Origin of the sequence: Novosphingobium sp. Gsoil 351, assembly GCF_009707465.1 — a bacterium.
GTDB lineage: Bacteria > Pseudomonadota > Alphaproteobacteria > Sphingomonadales > Sphingomonadaceae > Novosphingobium.
The window spans coordinates 2650907-2673474 of record NZ_CP046120.1 but is presented as its reverse complement, the minus strand read 5'-3'; the positions used below and the strand labels follow the sequence as shown (position 1 = coordinate 2673474).

Below are 22568 nucleotides of genomic sequence, written 5' to 3'. Positions count from 1 at the left end.
CCCGCTCATGCCGAGCGGGACGACAGTCACTCAACGCGAAGCAAGTCTAGCCGCTGCTCACCTCGATGCTCTTGTCGAGGAATTCGGCAAAGCCATAGCTGGTCAGGAAGCTGACGTCCGCAGCGTCTCGCCCGATGCCGATCTTGGCGATTTCGGCGGGTTCGGCCATGCCGGTGGCATCGATCATGTGCCACGCGCCGCCGATCTCGTCGCGCCGGGTCGGATCGGCGAGAAACACTTCGGCGACCGCATGGAAATCCTGCGGAAACACCCGCGGCGCGTAGACGCTGACGAACCGCGCCGGGATCGCCGCGGCGCGCGCCAGCGTGACCAGCATGTGCGCGAAATCGCGGCATACCCCGCGGCGCTCGACGAAAGTGTCGAGCGCGGTGGTGATCGAGGTCGAGCCCTGGGCATAAGTGAAGTGCGACGAGATCCAGTCGCGCATCGCCCAAACCAGCGCCCCGCCCTCCAGCCCGCCGAACTCCGCGCCGACGAACGATTGAAAGCGGTCGGCCGGACAATAGCGCGAATCCATCAGGTACTGGATGGTCTCGCCCGGCAGCAGGTGCGTCGGCACCGCAGCGAGGCTCTCGATCGGCGCGAGCAGACGATCGACCTGCACCTTCGCGTTGTACCAAGCCTCGAACTCGCCCTGGTGGCGCAACCAGATTCGCTCGCCGATCCCGTCCTGCGCGGCGACGCGGGAAAAGTGCTCGGTCGGGGTGCACGAGAACCAGCCATCGACGCGCTGCTCGGGGATGATCGCGGGCTCGATCTGGAGCAGAAAATCGGTCGGTTCGGGGAAATTGTAGCGGATATGCGCAGCGATGGTGAGGGTCATGCGGCCAAAGCCGCCGAGCGGTCAGGTTGTTCCCGCAACTATCAATCCCCGGTGAAAGTCGGCGAGCGCTTCTCCAGGATCGCGGTCACCGCCTCGACGTGATCCTTGGTTTCGTGGACGATCGCCTGATAGGCGGCGGACAATTCCAGCACCTGGTCCGAATCGCCCTTCTGCCCTTCGCGCAGCAGACGCTTGGTCAGGCGCAGCGCGCGGACCGGGTTGGCGGCGATCTTGCCTGCAAGCGTCAGGGCGGCGTCGAGCAGTGCGTCGTCCTCGGCGACCTGGCTGACCAGGCCGATCCGCAACGCCTCTTCGGCGGTGAAAGTCTCGCCGGTGAGGAACAGCTCGGCGGCCTTGGAATAGCCTACGATCTGCTGGAGCGTCCACGCCCCGCCGTCGCCCGGAACGATCCCAACCTTGATGAAGCTCGCCGCCATCTTGGCGCTTTTCGCGGCGATCCGCACGTCGCACAGGCAGGCGAGGTCGAGTCCCAGACCGATCGCGTGGCCGTTGATCGCGGCGATCAGTGGGATCTCGCAATCGAGCAGCGCGCGGGTGGTGCGCTGGACCCCGCGGCGGTAGTTCCAGCGGGTGGAATCGGGCTGGTCGAGCGGGCCGATGCCGACGCGGTCCTTGATTCCCTTGATGTTTCCGCCCGAACAGAACGCGCGGCCCTTGCCGGTGAGGATCGCGGCGTGGACGGTGCGGTCGTCTCCCAGTTGCTGGAGTGTGGCAGCAATATTGTCGCAATCCTCGAGCGTGCCGATCGCGTTGAGGCTGTCGGCGCGGTCCATCCGCAGGATCGCGATCCGGCCCTGGCGTTCGACTTCGAGAAACGGGGTCATCGGCTATCACCTCTGGGCGTTGCGGAAGGCTTGCCGCTGCCATAGGGACGGCGGCGATGCAAATCTTCAGCTTGCGCGAATTCGCCCCGCCCGGAGACGTGACCGCCCTTCGCGATGAGGTGCGCGCGCTGATCGCGGCGCACGAACACCGCTGGGCGCCCGAACAGCGCGCCAACCCGTGGTTCAGCTTCGACCCCGAGTTCAGCCGCGCGCTCGGCGACGCCGGTTTCCTCGGGATGACGTGGCCCAAGCAATATGGCGGACACGAACGCCACGCGCTCGAACGCTATGTGGTGATCGAGGAGCTGCTGGCGAACGGCGCGCCCTCGGGCCTGCACTGGATCGCCGACCGCCAGACCGGGCCGCTGCTGGTCAAGTACGGCACCGAACGGATCAAGGCGAAGTACCTGCCCGGCATGGCGGCGGGCGAAATCTATGCCTGCATCGGGCTGTCCGAACCCAACTCGGGCTCGGACCTCGCCAGCGTGCGCACCTTTGCCGAAAAGACCGCCGAGGGCTGGCGGGTCAACGGCCAGAAGGTGTGGACCAGCGGCGCGCACAAGAGCCACGCCGCGCTGACCCTGCTGCGCACCGAGGCCGGCAGCGAACGCCAGGCGGGGCTGAGCCAACTGATGATCGACCTCGACCTGCCCGGCGTCACCATCCGTCCGATCATCGACATGACCGGGCAGCACCACTTCAACGAGATTTTCTTCGAGGACGTGCTGGTGCCATTGGATGCACTGGTCGGCGAAGAGGGGCGCGGCTGGGCGCAAGTCACCGCCGAACTCGCGCTCGAGCGCTCAGGCCCGGAGCGGTATCTTTCGAGCCACATGCTGCTCGAGGCGCTGATCGACCACGCCGGACCCTCGCCCGCCCCCGCGCTGGCCGAGCTGATCGGGCGGCTGACGGCGGAGATGTGGACCTTGCGGCAGATGAGCCTGGCGACCGCCGCCAAGCTTGCCGCGGGCGAAGACCCGATGGTCGAGGCGGCGATCGTCAAGGACCTGGGCAACGCCTATGAACAGGCGATGCCGCGGCTGGTCCAGGCGGTGGTCGAGGACGTCGATTTCGCCGATGACACCCGGCTGGCGCGACTGTTGAAGTTCATCCTGGTACAATCGCCCAGCTATTCGCTGCGCGGGGGCACGCCCGAAGTGCTGCGCGGGATCATCGCGCGCGGCCTGGGCCTGCGATGACGGGGCCTCGATAGATGAGCGAGAACCGCACCCTCCTGACCGACATGGCCGACGGGCTGTTCGCCGAACTGGCCGGCGCCGATTGCGCGACCGCCTGGCCGCGCCTGGCCGAAGCCGGATTCGCCACACTGCTCGTGCCCGAAGGCGCCGGTCAAAATGGGGGCGGGTTCGGCGGCGACTGGGGCGACCTGTTCGCCGTTCTCCGCCTTGCCGGAAGCCACGCGCTTGCCGCCCCGCTGGGTGAGACGATCGTCGCGCACAAGCTGCTCGCGGAAGCGGGGATCGAGGCGCCCGAGGGAGCGATCGGGTTGCTCGACCGCGATTACGCGAGCTTTGGGCGGGACTGCGCGGCGGTTCTGACGGCGGGCGAAGGGGGGCTGAAGCTCTATCCGCGCGCGGCGCTGACGCTCACCGAAGGCGCCTCGCCCGACGGCAACCCGCGCGACAAGGTGTTCTTCAGCGGCGAACCCGCCGCCGTCTTCGCCTCCAATGCCGATCTGCGCGCCAAGGGCGCGTTCGTTCGCGTGGCGATGGCTGCGGGCGCGCTCGAGGCCGGGTTCCAGCTCGCCATCGACCACGTCAACGCCCGCGTCCAGTTCGGCAAACCCTTGGCCAAGTTCCAGGCGGTCCAGCAGGCATCGGCCGAAGCGAGTTCTGAAATCGCCGCGGTCGGCGCGGCGGGACAGGCCGCCGCCGCCGCGTTCGATGCCGGCGACGCCTCGTTCGAGATCGCCGCGGCCAAGCTGCGCACCAACCGCGCGATCGAAATCGCGGTGCCAATCCTCCACCGCGTCCACGGCGCGATCGGGTTCACGATGGAGTATCCGCTCAACCGCTACACCCGCCGCTTGATGGGTTGGCGCAGCGAGTTCGGCAACGACGCGTTCTGGGCCCGCGCGCTGGGCGAGCGCACGGCCCGGCTGGGCGGCGTGGGGCTATGGCGCGAGATCGCGGCGCGAGGCGATCGCAAGGCGGGGTGATGGCTGAGGACCCCACCGGCATCCGCAATTTCCAGCGGCTCGATGCGCGGACCACCACGTCGGGCCGATTGCGTGACGAAGACCTGGCGGCGCTGGCCGCGATCGGTGTGCGCCATGTCGTTAACCTGGCGCTCGACAACCATCCCGAGGCGCTGGCGAACGAGGCGGAAAAGCTGAGCGCGCTGGGCATCGGCTATACCCATATCCCGGTGCCGTTCGACGATCCCCGCGAGGGAGCACTATGCCGCCTTCGCCCAGGCCCTGGCTTCCGCAGATACCGCGCCGGTCCACGTCCACTGCATCATGAACTACCGCGTTTCCGCGTTCTTCTTTCGCTGGCACCGCGAAACCCAGGGGATGGACGAAGCCATGGCGAGGACGCTGATGACCCGGCAGTGGGACCCGCAAACCAGCGATCGGCCCGAGGCACGGCCCTGGGCAGAGTTTCTTGCAAGAACAGAAATGTAGCCGCTTCCATTCGGCGATTCGGCGGCTAACGTTCGGTTGACAGAGGTTTCCTCTGGTTCCAATCAGGCAGCCAATCAAAACAATGTTCAGGGTTGCCGGTCGTGCCTTGCCACGAAGGCATCGTACGCGCCGATTTCGACACACGCCCGGGCGGCGCGATGGGGGATTCGATGACGGTCGACTGGCGCAAAGCCCTGTTTCTGGTTTCGGTGTTCGGGTTCTCGGCCGCCGCCCAGGCGCAATCCGCCCCAACCCGCGAAGAGGTCAATCCCGAGCCGCCCAAGCGCGAGGCACAGCCGGGCAAGGTCTCGGTCGATTCCAGCGCCGCCTTCAACCGCGGCCCCTGCCCGCTGGACGGCAGCGAGTTGCGAACGACGATCCCCTCGGTCCAGTTCGGCGGCGCGGGGGGCAAGCCGCTTGCGCCCGAACTCGTCCCGATCCTCGCCAATGTCCGTGCGCCCGCGGGCGAGCAGCCGGTGCGCGTCATCTGCGACATCCGCGACGCCGCCAACGCCGCGCTGCGCCAGGCGCGCTACGTCGCCACGGTCCAGATTCCGGCACAGCGGCTCGAGGGAGGACCGCTCCAGCTCGAGGTGGTCACCGCGCACATCGTCGAGACCCGGGTGCGTGGCGACGCCGGGCCCTATGAAGGCCTGATCGAGCAGCGGATCACCGCGCTGCAATCGTTCGATCCGCTCAACGAAGCGCAGGCCGAGCGGCTGCTTCTGCTCGCCGACGACATCCCCGGGCTCGACGTCCGCCTCACCCTCCAGCCCGCGGGCGGCGCGCCGGGCGAGGTGATCGGCGAGCTGACCGTCGACTACCACCCGTTCGGGGTGGTGGTGAACGCGCAGAACTACAACTCCAAGCAGCTGGGGCGTGAGACCGTCTATGCCCGCGGCGAGCTTTACGGCCTTACCGGGCTGGGCGACCTGACCTATCTGGCCGGATCGACGACGGTCGATTTCGACGAGCAGAAGATCGTCCAGGTCGGCCACGAGATGCTCGTCGACCAGAGCGGCACCTCGCTGGCGCTGCGCGCGACGTTCGCCGATTCGCGCCCGACCCTGCCCTCGCTCGACCTGCGGACCAAGTCGTGGATCCTCAACGCCGAGCTGATGCAGCCCCTGCTGCGGACGGTTAACGAGAATTATTACCTGGGCGTCGGCTTCGAGCGGATCGACCAGCGTACCGACCTGGGGGGTGCGGGGGGCCGCGCCGCGCTGAACCTCGACCGGATCAGCACGATCTACATGCGGTTCGCGGGCAATGCCCGCAAGTTGCGCGGCGACGGAACCGAGGCCGTCGCGGTCAATGGCTTTGCCGAGGTCCGCAAGGGGCTGGACTTGTTCAACGCGACCAAGACCGGTGTCATCACCAAGGCCGGCTATGCGCCCTCGCGGTTCGAGGGCGACGCCAAAGCCTGGGTCATCCGCGGGCAGATCGACAGCAAGATCGGTCTCGGCCCGATTTTCGAGCTGTTCGGATCGGCGCGGGGGCAATGGACCGAGCAGCCCCTGCTCAACTACGACGAATTCTCGATCGGCAACCTGACCGTCGGGCGCGGCTACGATCCGGGCGCCAATACCGGCGACAAGGCCATTGCGGGGACCGCGGAGCTGCGCGCCAACCTGCCGACCGGGCCGCGCGTGGCGACGCAGGTGTTCGGTTTCTACGATCACGTCCACCTGTACAACCTCGACACCGGCAGCACCGAGGCCAACCGCCGGCTCAACAGCTATGGCGGCGGTGTGCGGGTGACGCTGTCGGGCATCGCCCGGCTCGACGTCACGTATGCGCACCCGCTGGACAGGCCGTTGCTGACCGGAGCCAGCGCTAAGGTGCCCAAGGATCGCCTGCTCGTCTCGCTCACCGCGCAACTCGTGCCCTTCGGGGGTCGCCACTGATGCCGTATCGCGAAGGAATGCTGCCATGACCGTCGCCCGCATTCGCCGGACCGGAGCCCTCCAGCTCAGCACCGCGCTGGCCACGACGTTGGCGACGTTCGGCGGGGGGACTGCGGCCCGAGCGCAAAGCATGACCGACACGCTGCCAGTGCTAAGCGGCACGCAGGGAGCGAGTTTTTCCGACACGACCGGGCCACTCGGATTGCCTACGTCCGTCACACCATCGCCGACCCCGAACCCTACGCAACTCAGTGTAAACCTCAACGATCAATCGCGCGTGATAAACTGGCAGACGTTCAACGTCGCGGCCGGCAACCAAGTCGATTTCACTACACCGGGCACCGCAGCGATCGGGGTGCTAAATCGGGTCACCGGCGTCGATGGCGCGATGACACCGACGATCTACAGGTCGCTGATCGACGGAACCCTGAACGGCAAGTCAAACATCGCGGTCTACCTAAGCAACCCGGCGGGGATCACCTTCGGGCCGACCGGCGCTTTCAACGGCGGCAGCCTGGTGATGACTACGCTGGGAGTCACCGACACCGACTTCCTCGACGGCGGGAGCATCAATCTAGCCGGCACTTCGGCCGAGAAAATCGTCCTTGGCGCGCCCGCAGCGATGGGTGGACCTTACGGGCTCAGCGCGACCAACGGCAGCATCGTCCTCGTCGCGCAGGAAATATCGGTCGCCGGCTCGATCTCGGCTAGCGGCGATACCGCGCTTGTCGCCGCGCAGGACGTGACCTTCAACAGCGGTGTCGGCAGTCCGCTCGACTTTACGATCACCACCGGCACGACGCTCAGCGGCGTCCACGTGCTTGCCACCGGCACAGTGGGCGGCGGTTCGGTCGCGCTGGTCGGGGCCAATGCGACTGCCATCATCAGTTCACTGCTCAACGTCGATGGCGCTGCCACCCTCACCGCGTCCGCCGATAATGGTGGCATCCTCTTGAAGACGACCAGCACGGGAGCCCCTGCGGCAGGTTCTGCGATAGTCAGCGCTGGGTCGCTGAGCGCGACTGGCCTGAACGGGTTCGTTACGGTCGCCTCGACCGACGCCGCGACCATCTCGGGCTCGGTCAGCGCAGCGGGCGACTACACCGTCAGCGGCACTGCGATCACGCTTGGCGGTGCGAGTGCTGTTACCCAGAGTGCGGGCGGTGCTATCGGCGTCTCTGGGGGCGCGATCACCCTGGGCGGTGACCTCACCTTGGCCAGCAGCGGGAACGGCGCGGTCACCCTTGGCGGCACCGTCGACGGCGCGCAGGCGCTGACGGTCAACACCGCAGGAACCACTTCGTTCGGCGGCGCGGTCGGCGGGACCAATGCGCTTGTGTCGCTGACCACCGATGGCGCGGGAAGCACCGCGATCAATGGCGGCGCGATCACCACCACCGGCGCGCAGAGCTACAACGACGCGGTCACGCTCGGCGCAGGGACCACCCTGACTAGCACCGGCAGCGGGGCGATCACGCTCGGCTCGACCGTGAACGGAGCGCAAGCCCTTGCGGTAAATACCGCTGGCATAACCACGTTCCTCGGCACGGTTGGAGCGGGTACCGCACTGGCCTCGCTGACCACCGACGCGGCCGGGACGACCGACCTCAACGGCGGCACCGTCATCACCAGCGGCGCGCAAACCTACAACGACGCCGTGGTCCTGAGCGCGGACACCACGCTGAGCGCGGGCGGCAACATCGGCTTCGCCACGACGGTCGACAGCGACACGACCGCACGCGCCCTGACCGTGAACACCTCCGCGGCCACCACTTTCGGCGGGGCGGTCGGCAGTGGCGCGGCTCTGGCTTCGCTAACCACCGATGCGGGCGGTACCACCGCGATCAACGGCGGGGCGGTTACCACGACCGGCGCACAAAGCTTTGGCGATGCGGTCACGCTGGGCGCGACGACCACGCTGACCAGCACCGGCGGTGCCGGGATCACGCTCGGCTCGGCAGTGGACGGTGGTGGGGCGCTAACGGTCAACACCACCGGCGCAACGACCTTCATTGGCGCGGTTGGCGCGACCACCGCGCTCGCCTCGCTGACCACTAACGCAGGCGGTTCCACCGCCATCAACGGCGGCGCGGTCACCACCACCGGCGCGCAGACCTACGGCGATGCGGTGACGCTGGGAGCGAACACCACGCTGGCGGGGAGCGCGGTCACGTTCGGCTCGACGCTCGACGGCGCGCAGGCGCTGACCGTCAACACGGCGGGCGTCACGACGTTCGGCGGCGTGGTCGGCGGCGGGGCAGGCACAGCGCTCACCTCGCTGACCACCGACGCGGGCGGCGGCACCGCGATCAACGGCGGCGCGGTCACCACCACCGGCGCGCAGACCTACGGCGACACGGTGACGCTGGGAGCAAACACCACGCTGGCGAGCAATGGCAGCGGAAACATCGCACTCTCCGGCACGGTCAATGGTCTTTTCGACCTGACGGTCAACACCGGCGGCACCACCACGTTCGGCGGCGCGGTCGGCGGGACCTCCCTGCTGACCGCGCTGACCACAGACGCCGGCGGCGCCACGTCGCTGGGCGCCGGTGCGGTCACGACCAGCGGGGCGCAGACTTTCGGCGATGCGGTGACGCTGACCAACGGCACCACCCTGACCGGCACCACCGGCAGCTTCGCCGCGGGCCTTAACGGCAACGGTTTCGATCTGACGCTGAACTATTCGGGCACCTCGGCGATCGGTTCGGGCTTCACCGGCATCAAGAACCTGACCACAGGCAACGGCGGGACCACCCAGCTTTCGGGCGCGATCTCGACCAACGGCAGCCAGAGTTATGGCGACGTGGTGCTGCTGACCGGAAACACCACGCTGAGCGGCAGCGCCATCGGCTTCAGCGAAACGCTCGACGGCGGGTTCGACCTGACTGCGAACAGTGCGGGCGTCACCAGCTTCTCCAAGGCCGTCGGCGCGACCACCGCGCTTGCTTCGCTTACAACAAATGCGACGGGCACCACCGCACTGGACGGCGGCAGCGTGCGGACGGTCAATGGACAATCCTACGGCGATCCGGTCACGCTGGGCGCAGCGACGACCCTGACCAGCACCAGCGGGGGGCGATTGCGCTGCTCGGCGCGGTCAGCGGCGCGCAGGCACTGACGGTCAACACGAGCGGAGCGACGACCTTGGGCGGCGCGGTCAGCATCGCCAGCCTGACTACCGACGCCGGCGGCGGGACCGCGATCAACGGCGGCTCGGTCACCACCAGCGGAGCGCAATCCTATGGCGACACCGTGTCGTTGGGCACCGCGACGACGCTGACCGGCACCACCGGCGATTTCGCCGCGATCGCGGGCGGCGGGTCCGACCTGACGCTCGCCTTCTCGGGCGCGACCAACATCGCGGGTACCGTTTCCGGGGTCGCGAACCTCACCACCAATGCGGGTGGCACCACCCGGTTCGGTGACGGAACCGTGACCACCAGCGGCGCGCAGACGTTCAACGACCAGATCCTGCTCGGCGTCGCCACGGTGTTCAGCGGGACCGCGGGAACGTTCGCGGCGGGCCTCGTGGGCAACGGCTTCGACGTGACGCTGAGCTATTCGGCGTCGAGTTCATTGACCGGTGCCTTTACCGGGATCGACGACTTGGTCATTGACGGCGGCAACACTACCGCGCTTTCGGGTTCGATCGCGACCGTCGGCGGACAGACCTATTCCGACGCGATCACGCTGGCTGGGGCGACCACGCTTAGCAGTTCGAACGCAGGCGCCATCGCTTTCCAATCGACGGTGAACGGGCCGCAGGCGCTGACGGTCAACACCGGCGGGACGACAAGCTTCGCCGCCGCCGTGGGCGTCGGCACCTCGCTTGCCTCGCTGACCACGGACGCCGGCGGGACGACGGCGATCAACGGCGGCTTCGTCACCACGTCCGGATCGCAGAGCTTTGGCGATCAGGTCTCGCTCGGCGCGAACACCACGCTGATAGGTACCACCGGCAGCTTCACCCCCGGAGTGCTCGGCAACGGCAACGACCTGACGCTGAACTACTCGGGCGTCTCCGCGATCGACGGCGGGTTCACGGGAATTGCCAACCTTACGACCGACGCTGTCGGCACCACCCAGCTTGCGGGCATGATCACTACCAGCGGCTCGCAGACCTATAGCGATGCGGTGGTCCTAACCGGCGACGCCACGCTGGCGAGCTCGGGCAATGCCGCGCTGACGCTTGGCTCGAGCGTCAATGGCGGCTTCGCGTTGACCGCAAACACCACCGGGACGACCACCTTCTCCGGCGCGGTCGGCGCTGGCATCGCGCTGACTTCGCTGACTACAAACACGGGGGGGACCACCGCGATCAATGGCGGCGCGATCACCACCAGCGGGGCGCAGAGCTTTGGCGACCAGGTGAGCCTTGGCGCGAACACCACGCTGACCGGCGGCAGCGGCAGCTTCGCGATGGGTCTCATCGGCAATGGCTTCGATCTCACGCTCGACTTCGGCGGGACGACCACGCTCGACAGCGGTTTCACCGGAGTCCGCAACCTCGCCACCGGCAACGGCGGAGCCACGACGCTGAGCGGGACGATCTCGACCAGCGGCACCCAAACCTACAACGACATCGTCAGCTTGCTCGGCGCGACCACGCTGGCGAGCAGCGGCGTGGGCGCCACCGGCAACATCGCCTTCGTCGCGACGCTCGACGGCGCGCAGGCGCTGACGGCCAACACCGCAGGAACCACTTCGTTCGGCGGCGCGGTCGGTGCAGGCACGGCGCTCGCTTCGCTCACCACCAACGCAGGCGGTTCCACCGCGATCAATGGCGGTGCGATCAACACCACCGGCGCGCAGAGCTACAACGACGCGGTCACGCTGGGCGCGACCACCGTCCTGACCAGCACCGCCACCGGCAACATCGCCTTCGCCACCACGCTCGACGGCGCGCGGTCGCTGACGGTCAACACCGCAGGGATCACCTCGTTCGGCGGCCCGGTCGGCGGAACCGATGCGCTTGTGTCGCTGACCACCGATGGCGCGGGAAGCACCGCTATCAATGGCGGCGCGATCAACACCACCGGCGCGCAGAGCTACAACGACGCGGTCACGCTCGGCGCAGGGACCACCCTGACCAGCACCGGCAGCGGGGCGATCACGCTCGGCTCGACCGTGAACGGAGCGCAAGCCCTTGCGGTAAATACCGCTGGCATAACCACGTTCCTCGGCACGGTTGGAGCGGGTACCGCACTGGCCTCGCTGACCACCGACGCGGCCGGGACGACCGACCTCAACGGCGGCACCGTCATCACCAGCGGCGCGCAAACCTACAACGACGCCGTGGTCCTGAGCGCGGACACCACGCTGAGCGCGGGCGGCAACATCGGCTTCGCCACGACGGTCGACAGCGACACGACCGCACGCGCCCTGACCGTGAACACCTCCGCGGCCACCACTTTCGGGGGGTGGTCGGCAGCGGCGCGGCTCTGGCTTCGCTAACCACCGATGCGGGCGGTACCACCGCGATCAACGGCGGGACGGTGCGCACCACCGGGGCGCAGGCCTACAACGACGCGGTTACGCTCGGCGTGGCGACCACGCTGACCAGCACCGGCGGCGGGGCGATCACGCTCGGCTCGGCAGTGGACGGTGGTGGGGCGCTAACGGTCAACACCACCGGCGCAACGACCTTCATTGGCGCGGTCGGCGCGACCACCGCGCTCGCCTCGCTGACGACCAACGCAGGCGGTTCCACCGCGATCAATGGCGGCGCGGTCACCACCACCGGCGCGCAGAGCTACAACGACGCGGTCACGCTCGGCGCGACCACCATCCTGACCAGCAGCGCCACCGGCAACATCGCCTTCGCCACTACGCTCGACGGCGCGCAGGCGCTGACGGTCAACACAAGCGGGATCACTTCGTTCGGCGGCGCGGTCGGTGGGACGACTGCCCTCACCTCGCTCACCACCAACGCAGGCGGGTCCACCGCGATCAATGGCGGCGCGGTCACCACCACCGGCGCGCAGAGCTACAACGATGCGGTCACGCTGGGCGCGAATGCCATCCTGACCAGCACCGGCAGCGGCAACATCGCCTTCGCCACTACGCTCGACGGCGCGCAGGCGCTGACGGCCAACACCGCAGGAACCACTTCGTTCGGCGGCGCGGTCGGTGCAGGCACGGCGCTCGCTTCGCTCACCACCAACGCAGGCGGTTCCACCGCGATCAATGGCGGTGCGGTCAACACCACCGGCGCGCAGAGCTACAACGACGCGGTCACGCTCGGCGCGACCACCATCCTGACCAGCAGCGCCACCGGCAACATCGCCTTCGCCACTACGCTCGACGGCGCGCAGGCGCTGACGGCCAACACCGCAGGAACCACTTCGTTCGGCGGCGCGGTCGGTGCAGGCACGGCGCTCGCTTCGCTCACCACCAACGCAGGCGGTTCCACCGCGATCAATGGCGGTGCGATCAACACCACCGGCGCGCAGAGCTACAACGACGCGGTCACGCTGGGCGCGACCACCGTCCTGACCAGCACCGCCACCGGCAACATCGCCTTCGCCACCACGCTCGACGGCGCGCGGTCGCTGACGGTCAACACCGCAGGGATCACCTCGTTCGGCGGCGCGGTCGGCGGAACCGATGCGCTTGTGTCGCTGACCACCGATGGCGCGGGAAGCACCGCTATCAATGGCGGCGCGATCACCACCACCGGCGCGCAGAGCTACAACGACGCGGTCACGCTCGGCGCAGGGACCACCCTGACTAGCACCGGCAGCGGGGCGATCACGCTCGGCTCGACCGTGAACGGAGCGCAAGCCCTTGCGGTAAATACCGCTGGCATAACCACGTTCCTCGGCACGGTTGGAGCGGGTACCGCACTGGCCTCGCTGACCACCGACGCGGCCGGGACGACCGACCTCAACGGCGGCACCGTCATCACCAGCGGCGCGCAAACCTACAACGACGCCGTGGTCCTGAGCGCGGACACCACGCTGAGCGCGGGCGGCAACATCGGCTTCGCCACGACGGTCGACAGCGACACGACCGCACGCGCCCTGACCGTGAACACCTCCGCGGCCACCACTTTCGGGGGGTGGTCGGCAGCGGCGCGGCTCTGGCTTCGCTAACCACCGATGCGGGCGGTACCACCGCGATCAACGGCGGGACGGTGCGCACCACCGGGGCGCAGGCCTACAACGACGCGGTTACGCTCGGCGTGGCGACCACGCTGACCAGCACCGGCGGCGGGGCGATCACGCTTGCCGGCACGACCAACGGCGCAGTGGCTCTGGCGATCACGACCGCCGGGCCAGTGACGTTGCTCGGCACCGCCGGTGGCACCGCGCCGCTCGCTTCGCTGACGATCGATGGCGGCGACACCACGATCACCGACGCGACCGCCACCGGCGCGGCCTCGATCACCTCGTCTGGCAACGCGCGGATCGGCGCGCTGACAGCGGCCTCGATCGCCGTTGCCGCAACCTCGGGCGAGGTTACCGGCATCGGCACGGGCAACGCCAACCTTTCGGGAACCGGCGGCGACGTCACCGTTACCTCGGGAACGCTGGCGCGGCTCGGCCCGGTCTCCGCCAGCGGCGCTGGATCGGACATCGTCGTCAGCGGCGACGTGGTGAGCGTGGACAGCGCGACCGCGGTCGGACTGATCGATTTGCGCGCCGATGTCGGCAACCTTACGCTGGGCACCGGCAGCGCCGGAGCCACGGCGACGCTGATCAAAACCGGCGTCAGCGGCGAACTGGCCGTAAATGGCTCGGTCACCGGGGCCACCGGCACGACGATCGGGTCTTCCACCAACGCGCGGATCGCCAACGCCGCCGCGACCGCCGGCACCCTGAGCGTAACCGCCACCGGCGCGCTCAGCGGCACCGGCGGCGGGCGCGCGAACCTCAGCGCGGGCAGCGGCAACGTCATCGCCAACGCGGGCACCAGCGCGCTGCTCGCCAGCGTGACTTCGGGCACCAGCACCGCGCTTACCGCGGGGACCGCGCTCGACGCGACGACGGTAACCGCGGGGACCAGCGCGACGCTGACCGGGGCGAGCGTGACCGCGGGCACCGTCACCGCGACCGGCGGCGCGCTGGCTATCACCGCGACCGGCGGGGCGATCGCCCTGGGCACTGGCGGCGCCGGGACGACCGCCACGCTCACCAGCACCGGCGGCGACATCACGATCGCGGCCAAGCTAACCGCCGCAGGCAACATTTCTCTCGATTCGGGCGACGATGTGCTGCTGGCGGCCTACAATTCCGCGGCGGATACCGGGCTGATCCGGTCGAACGGCGGCGACGTCGCGATCGATGCTCAAGGCTCGGTCTATGGCATCGGCGGGGGCGAGAACACGCTGCCGACGACCCAGCGCGGGGTCGCCGCGCTCAGCACCACCGGCAACCTAACGATCAATTCGGACGGCGACGCGCGGTTCGACAGCCTGACCGCGGGCGGATCGCTGGCGCTCAACATCGCCGGGTCCCTCACCGGCTCGCCGCTGAGCGGCGGCGCGCCGACCGGAACCAACGTCGTCGGCGGGGCGATCTTCGCCACCGGTGCGGGTGGCGACGTCACCATCCGTTCGGGGCTGGCGGCAACCCCGCTGCTCGACGTGGTCACGCTCAATCGGATCGTTGCCGACCGCAACATCACGATCAACGCCGATCAGCTGGCGATCGGCACGCTCGCCACCAATACCGGCACCATCACGCTCAACGACACCTCGGGCGCGGCGTTGACCGCGGACAACTATTACGTCGGGCTGCTGAGCGGCGCCGGCGACCTGACGGTGGTGCTCACCGGGCAGCCGACCGCCGCGATCCCTCTCGTGGCGCTCGACGCCGCGGGCGCGCCCGAAGCGTTCGACGCGAGCTTTAGCAAGACCGACCTCGGCGCCGGCACCGCGATCTCGGGGACGATCGGGGGCGCGGCGCAACTCAGCGACGTCGCTTTCGGCACCACGCTCAATCTCGGCACCGCTGCGGCAGTGGCGGATTCGCTGACCTCGGCCAACGGCACCGCGACGATCACGGCAACCACGGGCACGCTCTCGATCCTGATGACCTCGCTCGGCGGTGCGCTGAGCCTGACCAAATCGGGCGGTGCCGCGGCGACTGCGGGAGACGAGCTGCGCGCACGCAGCGCCACTTCCGCCGGCAGCGCAACGCTGACAAGTTCGACTCACATCCGCCTCGGCGCGCTCGGTTCCGGTGGCACGGTGACTCTGGCGACGCCCGCCGATCTCACTGGACTGGCAGGGGCATCTACGGGCACCAGCAACAGCGCGTTCGGGCGCGCGAACGTCACCGCCACTGGCGCGATCGGCGCGGCCGCTGGCGGGCTCGCCCAGCTTGGCACCGCCAATGCGGGCACCAGCCTGACCGTCGCCGCCGGGACCGCCACCAGCGATGGTTCGATCGACCTGACCACCGCGCAAGCCGGAGGTGCGCTCGCGCTAACCGCCACCGGAATCGCTCCGCTGGGCGATGCGGCGCACGACGGCGACATCCTGATCGGCAGCGCGTCCGCCGGAACTACCATGCTCGTCAGCAACGTCAGCGGCGGCGGCGACAGCGGCAACATCGTCAGCGGCGCACTTGCCGGAGGCGGCGATACCCGGATCGATGCCGCGAACGACCTGACCCTGACGACCGTGGGCAGCGCTGGCAGCCTTGGCGCCCGCGCGCGCCGCGACGCCTCGACCGGCGCGCTGACCGCGGTCGAGGACATTGGTGTTTCGGCCGGGCGCAATGCCTCGCTGGGCGCGATGGATGCGGGCGATGACGTGCTGGTGACTGGTGCGGGCGCGGTCACGGTCGCGGCGGCCATTGCGCGTGGGGTCGGTCCGGACACTCGGACGGTCGACTTCGCCTCGCCCACCGCAATCGCCTTCCCCGCCGAGAGCAATCCCGGCGCGGACATTGTGATCCGTTCCACGACTGCCAACGTGATCGCCAGCGGCGCCCTAAGTGCGGCGAGCGATGTGACGATCAACGCCAGCACCAGCGTGGCTCTGCTCGGCGCCACCACCGCGACCGCGGGCAATGTGGCGGTGACTTCGGGTACCTCCGCGCAACTGGTCGGCGACGTCACCAGCGGCGTGAACAGCACGGTCACCGCGGGCACCACCGCGGCGGTTCAGCAGAACGTCACCGCGGGCGGCAACTACACCGTCACCGGCGGGACGGGGGTCACGCTCGGCGATGCGTCGGCGCGGACGCAGGCGGCCAAGGGCGCGGTGACGATCACCGCGACCAGCGGCAACGTGGCGCAAGGTTCGGGCCGCCTGACGGTGATCGGCAACAGCGACGTCACCGGAACCGAGGCGCTGAGCATCACTGCCAACGCGGGCAGCATCGTGCTGGCCAACTCGCAGCTTACCGGCGGCAGCATTGCCGGGCGCGAGAGCGACGTGGGCCTTTCGGCGTCGGGTGCGGTAACCGCCGACGACATCGACGCCGACCGCGCGCTGGTCAGTGCAGGCGGCAACATTGTCGCCGATACCATCGATGCGGGGAACGGCGCGGCCGATCTAGGCGACCTGGCGCAGGGCCAGTCGGTCGATCTGGTCTCTACCGGCGGCTCGGTCACGGTCGGCGCCGTTAACGCCATCGGCACCGGTCATGACATCGACATCCGAGCTGCAACCGGCCTGACCGCCGCCACGCTGAGTGCGGGCGGCAGTCTGGTCGGACGGGCAGGCAACGCCATCGCCATCGGCAGCGCCAGCGCGGGCGAGGACATCGCGCTCAAATCGAACACCGCGAGCGTCGCCATTACCGGCGCCACCACCGCGGGCGACGACGTGTTGCTCGCCGGACAAGGGACAATCACCACCGGCGGAGCGGTGAACGCTTCAGGCACCGGCCCGGACACGCGCACCGTAACCTTCGGCGCGGCGGCGCTCGACGCGGCCTACGCGGCAGAGACCAACGCGGGCGGAGACATCGTCATCAATTCGAGCGGCGCGAACGTCATCGCCAGCGCGGCGCTCACCGCAGCGAGCGATGTCACCGTAGCCGCCGGCACCAGCGTGGCGCTGCTCGGAAGCACCACCGCGACCGCCGGCAACGTCGCAGTAGCCTCGGGCACGTCCTCGCAACTCGTCGGCGACGTTACCACTGGTGCGAACACCACCATCAGCGCGGGTACGACCGCTGCGATCCAGCAGAACGTGACGGCGGGCGGCAACTACACCGTGACCGGCGGGACGGGCGTGACGCTCGGCGACGGTTCGGCACGGACGCAGGCGGCCACTGGCAACGCCGCCGTCACCGCGACCAGCGGCGATGTCGCCAAGGGCGCCGGGCGCCTCACGCTCGTCGCCAATGCCGACCGCACGGCGGCGAACAACACCGAAACGCTCACCGTCTCGGCGGCCAGCGGCAATATCGTGCTCGCCAATTCGCAGTTGACCGGTGGAAGCACCGCCGGTCGCGAAAGCGACGTGCGGCTAACCGCCAACGGCATCACCGTGGGCAAGGTCGATGGCGCGAGCCTGACCGCGCGCGCGACCACCGAATTCGCAGCGGGCGAAGCGATCAGCGCGGGCAACGCTGCGCGCGGGGCCGATCCGGTTTCGAACGCGAGCACGGTCGACATCGCGGTGACCGCGGGCCCGTTGAGCTTCACCGACATCACCGCGACCAACCTCGGGCACGACGTCGTCCTCAACGCGAGCGGAGCGATCAACGGTGCAAACATCACCGCCGCCCGCTCGGTGATCGTCAACGGCGGGTCGCTTGGCGTCACCGGCGCGACCACCGCGACAGCGGCGAGCGTGACGATCAACGGCGGGACTACGGCCAATCTCGGAAGCCTGGCGGCGGGAACGAGCGCGGCGGTCACGGCGGGGGCGATCACGGCGGGTGCGGTGACCACGGGCACCACTCTAAACCTCAACGCCACCGGATCGAGTCTGACGCTGGGTTCGGCGGTCTCCGGCGGCGACATCACTCTGGCGGCGGCGACCCGCGCTACGCTGGGTCCGGTCACCGCCACGGGACGCAACGTGACGCTCAGCGCCAGCGATGCCGACATCAACGGGGCAGTTGCCGCCACCCAGATCACCGTGATCGACCGCGCGACCGGGGCCAGCCCGCTGCGATTGGGCGACGGGGCGATCGGCAGCAGCGGCTTCGCGCTGAGCCAGGCGGAGATCAACCGGCTCAACGCCGCCACCGTGATCCTCGATGCCGGAACTGGCGCAGGCGCCAGGCAGGACGTGGCGATCGGCACGCTCGCGCTCGATGCCGATACCGGAGCGACCCGGATCGACGTGCTCGGACTCCAGCGGTTCGACGTCACCGGGACGATCTCGGCGAGCGCCACCGGGACGCGCACGCTTCGCCTGGGCGGTTCGGCGTCGCCCACCGCGCGCGCCACGACAATGCGCTTCGCCACCACTGCCGACGCCGGCGGGCGGGTTCTGGTGCCGGGGCTGGCGCTCGATCTGCGGGCCGACCGCATCGGGATGGGCCTCGACGCCAGCTTCCTCGCTACGTTGGGGCTGACGCCTGGCGGATCGCCCGCGGCACCCGCGACCGTGGCCACCGACTACGTCGCGCGGGGTTCCTCGACGCTCTACGTCGCGGATGCATTTGGCGCGGCGGTCTATACCTCGCCGACGATCTTGTCGGCGAGCAGCGTGACGGTGCGGTATTCCGATTACGCGCTGTTCCAGAACACCGGCGGGTCGGCGATCAATTCGGGCGCGGTACTGGCTTCGACCGCCAGTCCGTCCAGCCCGGCGCTTTTCCTCCAGGGTCCAAACCCACCTAACGCGGGCGGGTTTGCGTTGTTCGGGACGATCAACGGCGTTCCGGATTCAGCCGCCGCGGTTCTCGGCGACCAGATTATCACTTTGAACGCGGTCGACCGGATCAGCGCGCGGATCAACGGCTGTCTCATCGGGTCGGGGTCGGGCTGCATCGCCAGCACGACCAGCTCGCCGCCGCTGCCCCCGCTCAACGCGTTCCGCGGCGACATCTTCAGCACCCAGGGCGATTTCTCCATTCCCTTCGATCCGGTGGTGGGGACCAACAACGAATCGCTGTTCGGCGACGTCGGCTCGTTCGGGCTGAGCGATCTTCCCTTGCAGACGATCGAGTGCGACCCCGACAAGGAAGGCGATTGCGCCGCCAAATCCGAGGACAGAGCCCCATGACCGCGCCTTCCACAGCAAGCCGCGCGCTGCGCTTGGCGATGTTGGCGGTGTTGCCGCTGGTGGCGCTTTCGGGTGGGACCGCCCCGGCATGGGCCAAGCGCCCGAACGCACCCGATACCTTCGAACTGGGTCGCGATTCGCGGGGCGAGCCGTGCCTGGCGACGCGGTACTGGGACGACCCTTCGGTCACCGACCACTTTTCCGATAGCTATGCGATCACCTGCCGCGGGGCGACCGCGAACCGCTATCTGGGCGTGATCCGCGCGGTGCGCGATGCCGATGTGGCGCGGATCGAGGCGGCATTGCAGTGCGGCGCCCCGGCCGATGCCCGCGTCGCCGAAGTCGGCACGGTCCGCGCGCGGCGCTGTTTCGACAGCCTGCTCGGCTTCCAGACGATCGAGACCGTGGCGGAACGCGACGGGCGCCGCTTCAGCTTGAGCGTAATTCCGTCCGCGCAGGGTCCGGGCGAAGAGGCGCTGCGGCTGCTGACCGGGGCTAGCAAGGTCAATCCGGATCGCAACCGCACCGCGGCGCCGGGCGTCGAGTTCGCCTCGCTCGCCCCCGCGCCGATGGAAATGGGCGCGAACACGCTCGCCGCGGACAGCGAGAGCGCGTTGCAGCAGGGGCTGCGGCTGATCCGCCAAGGGCTCCACATGGAGGCCAGCCGCTCGCTCAACGACGCGATCAGCCGCTTGCCCGCCGACGCCCCCATAGCCGAGCGCATCGAATTGCTGCTGGTCGCGGGCCTTGCCGATTCCAACTTGCGGTTCTTCGATTCCGCGCAGAACTACTTCGATCGCGCGGATCAACTGCTCGCCGCCAATCCCACCCTGCCGGGCGCGGAAGTCCTCGTCCGCAAGCGCAACAGTTACGGCGCGCTCGATCTGCTCAACCGCCGCAACTTCGCCAACGCGGTGGCCGCGCTCGACCGGCTTGCCTCGGCGCCGATGGACCCCAGCCAGCCGCTGACCGACCCGACCACGGTGCGGATGATCAATCAGATGATGGCCGGAAACCGCCGCAACGGACTGGTCTCCACCCCCGACATCGCCTCGCTGTCGCAGTTGGTGATCGATGCCCAGGCCAATTGGGCGCGCAGCGTCGCGTTGCTCGCTCAAGGGCAGAAACCAGAAGCCATCGCCGCGCTCGACGCCGCCGATCGCAGCATCGCCGCGCTCAAGGGCGAGCAGATCGATCAGCAGCAGGTCGCCTGGCTGGTCGCGCGGGTCCAGCGCCAGCGCGCCCGGCTGCTCGCGCAGGACAAGCGTTATCCAGAAGCGCTTGCCGCGCTCGACATGGCGGTCAGCAATCTCGAAGGCGCGGGAAGCGAAGCAGTGACTTTCGGGCCGAGCCTGGCGGAGACGCGGCTCGAGCGCGCAGGGATGGCTTCGCAGGCAGGGCGCCCGCGCGAAGAAGTCATGGCGGAGTTCGACAAGGCGGTCGACGCGCTGGTCTCGTCCAACGCGGCCGGTTCGCTGCTGCCCCCCGCGCTCGAGCAGTACCTCGATCTGCTCGTCTCCGAATCGCGGCGGACCAGATCGCCCGAGGCCGCAGAGAAGTTCTTCCGCGCGATCCAGTCGGTTGGCGATCCGGCAGTGGCGCGGCAGTTCGTCCAGCTCCAGTCGGTGGTCACCGCCAATGGCGCGCTCGCCGCCAAAGTCCAGGACCGCGACGAGGTCGAGCGCGAGATCACCAAGCTGCGCTATCAGATCGCGGCGATCCCCAACGATCAGGCGGGTCTTGCCAAGGGCCTCGACGAGAAGCGCGAGGCGCTGGAGGGCCGCCTGGTCCAGATCGACGGCGAGCTTCAGGCCAACTCTTCGTTCAGCGCGGTCGACGACACCCCGGTGACGGTCGCGGATATCACCAAGGTGCTGCGGCCGGGGGAAGCGTTCTTCAAGCTGACAGAGGTGCGCAACTATGCGTTCGGCATCCTCATCGATGCCGACGGCGCGCAGATATATCGGGTCGCCCGCAACAACGCGACGATCGACGCGCTGGCCAACCGGACTCGCGCGTCGATCGACGGCGGCTATGACAAGCTGCCTATCTTCGATGTGGGCGCGGCGCGAGCGCTGTTCCAGCTGGTCGCGGGGCCGGTCGAGAACCGGATGCTAGGTGCCAAATCGCTGATCGTCGATCCCTCGGGCCCGCTCGAGCGGCTGCCGCTGGGCGTCTTGGTCACCGACCAGGCGAGCGTCGATGATTTCAAAGCAACTCGTGCGCGAGATCCTTACGATTACACCCGGACAAACTTCCTCGCCCGGCGCGTGACGCTGTCCTCCGCGCTGAGCCCTCGTTCGCTGCTGGTCTCCAGGGGCCTCCCGGCCTCGAACGCTCCGCTGCCGTTCATGGGCTTTGCCGAGCACATGCCGATCCCGATGACCGGGCAGGCAGCGGGGACGATGGTCAGCGTAGGCAGCGGCTGCCAGGTCGAACTCAAGACCATCGCAGCGCTCAGCCGCGAGCTGGCACCGATCGACAAGAGTGAGCTGGTCCGCGCGGGGAATGCCCTGGGGCTGCGCGAAACGCCGATGCTGACCGACGCTGCGTTCAGCGACAGTGCGGTGCTCAAACGCAGCGATCTCGACCAGTTCCAGGTGCTCCACTTCGCAACGCACGGGCTAACCGAAGGTCAGTGGGGCTGCGCCAAATCGCCTCCCGCGCTGGTCACAAGCATGGGCGACGCCGGTTCCGACGGGATCCTCAGCTTCAACGAAATCGCGCGGCTGAGGCTCGACGCCAATCTGGTCGTGCTCTCGGCGTGCGAGACCGCCAGCGGGGTCAGCCAGGCCGAAGCCCGCGCCGCCGGGCAGGAGGAAGCGGGCAATACTCTCGAAGGCTTGGTCCGCGCGTTCCTGGCCGCCAACGCCCGCGCGGTTCTGACCACCTACTGGCCGATCTCGGACGAGGGCGAGAGCGAGGCGCTGATCGAGGACTTCTATCGCGCCGCGCGGGGCGGCACGATCGGCGACGCGTTGCAAAGCGCGCAGCTCGCGATCATGAACCAGCGGGCAAGTTCGCACCCGATCTATTGGGGCGCGTTCTTCGTCGTCGGCGATGCCAACAAATCGCTGATCTCAGGCCAGGCGCAGGCGCAGTTGCTGGGACAGGCCGGCACTGCGGCGAGCCGGTAGGCCGGGGGGCGGAAGGAACCAGGCTTGGTCGGACAAGAGGCACA

11 protein-coding genes are annotated in these 22568 nt (G+C 68.8%); 9 read left to right on the top strand and 2 right to left on the bottom strand.

Going from position 1 to position 22568, the window contains the following annotated elements; translation table 11 throughout:
* Nucleotides 1–46 precede the first annotated feature (46 nt).
* Together GKE62_RS12890 and GKE62_RS12885 are read right to left on the bottom strand one after the other, a co-directional pair.
* Nucleotides 47–844 (bottom strand): transglutaminase family protein, encoded by a 798-nt coding sequence (locus GKE62_RS12890; RefSeq protein ID WP_154692585.1) that lies wholly within the window; start codon nt 842–844, stop codon nt 47–49.
* 41 nt (nt 845–885) lie between these two features.
* Nucleotides 886–1689 carry an enoyl-CoA hydratase-related protein gene (locus tag GKE62_RS12885; RefSeq protein WP_154692584.1) on the bottom strand — a complete coding sequence of 268 codons (804 nt, stop codon included), beginning with the start codon at nt 1687–1689 and terminating at the stop codon, nt 886–888.
* 56 nt (nt 1690–1745) lie between these two features.
* On the opposite strand from GKE62_RS12885, the gene GKE62_RS12880 reads away from it, so the two are divergent.
* From GKE62_RS12880 to GKE62_RS12840, 9 genes are all read left to right on the top strand, one after another.
* Entirely contained in the window at nt 1746–2888 is a 1143-nt protein-coding gene (locus GKE62_RS12880; RefSeq protein WP_154692583.1) for an acyl-CoA dehydrogenase family protein, read from the top strand.
* Between the two features lie 14 nt (nt 2889–2902).
* Nucleotides 2903–3868: an acyl-CoA dehydrogenase family protein gene (locus tag GKE62_RS12875; RefSeq protein ID WP_154692582.1), complete on the top strand. Its 966-nt coding sequence runs from the start codon at nt 2903–2905 to the stop codon at nt 3866–3868.
* Nucleotides 3868–4365, top strand: coding sequence for a hypothetical protein (locus GKE62_RS12870; protein ID WP_230206683.1), 498 nt, complete (start codon nt 3868–3870; stop codon nt 4363–4365). The genes GKE62_RS12875 and GKE62_RS12870 overlap by 1 nt, the downstream gene beginning before the upstream one ends.
* Before the next feature lie 72 nt (nt 4366–4437).
* On the top strand, nt 4438–6243 hold the full coding sequence (locus tag GKE62_RS12865; protein ID WP_154692581.1) for a ShlB/FhaC/HecB family hemolysin secretion/activation protein: 1806 nt from the start codon (nt 4438–4440) through the stop codon (nt 6241–6243).
* A gap of 25 nt (nt 6244–6268) precedes the next feature.
* A complete protein-coding gene (locus GKE62_RS12860; RefSeq protein WP_154692580.1) occupies nt 6269–9364 on the top strand; it encodes a filamentous hemagglutinin N-terminal domain-containing protein in 3096 nt (1031 codons plus the stop codon).
* A 26-nt stretch (nt 9365–9390) separates the two neighbouring features.
* On the top strand, nt 9391–11700 hold the full coding sequence (locus tag GKE62_RS12855; protein WP_154692579.1) for a hypothetical protein: 2310 nt from the start codon (nt 9391–9393) through the stop codon (nt 11698–11700).
* The gene (locus GKE62_RS12850; protein ID WP_154692578.1) at nt 11667–13340 is read left to right on the top strand and encodes a hypothetical protein; all 1674 of its coding nucleotides are present in this window, start codon (nt 11667–11669) and stop codon (nt 13338–13340) included. The genes GKE62_RS12855 and GKE62_RS12850 overlap by 34 nt, the downstream gene beginning before the upstream one ends.
* The gene (locus tag GKE62_RS12845; RefSeq protein WP_154692577.1) at nt 13307–19387 is read left to right on the top strand and encodes an S-layer family protein; all 6081 of its coding nucleotides are present in this window, start codon (nt 13307–13309) and stop codon (nt 19385–19387) included. The genes GKE62_RS12850 and GKE62_RS12845 overlap by 34 nt, the downstream gene beginning before the upstream one ends.
* Nucleotides 19384–22524, top strand: a complete 3141-nt coding sequence (locus GKE62_RS12840) for a CHAT domain-containing protein (RefSeq protein ID WP_154692576.1) — start codon at nt 19384–19386, stop codon at nt 22522–22524. The genes GKE62_RS12845 and GKE62_RS12840 overlap by 4 nt, the downstream gene beginning before the upstream one ends.
* The last annotated feature ends 44 nt before the right edge of the window (nt 22525–22568 follow it).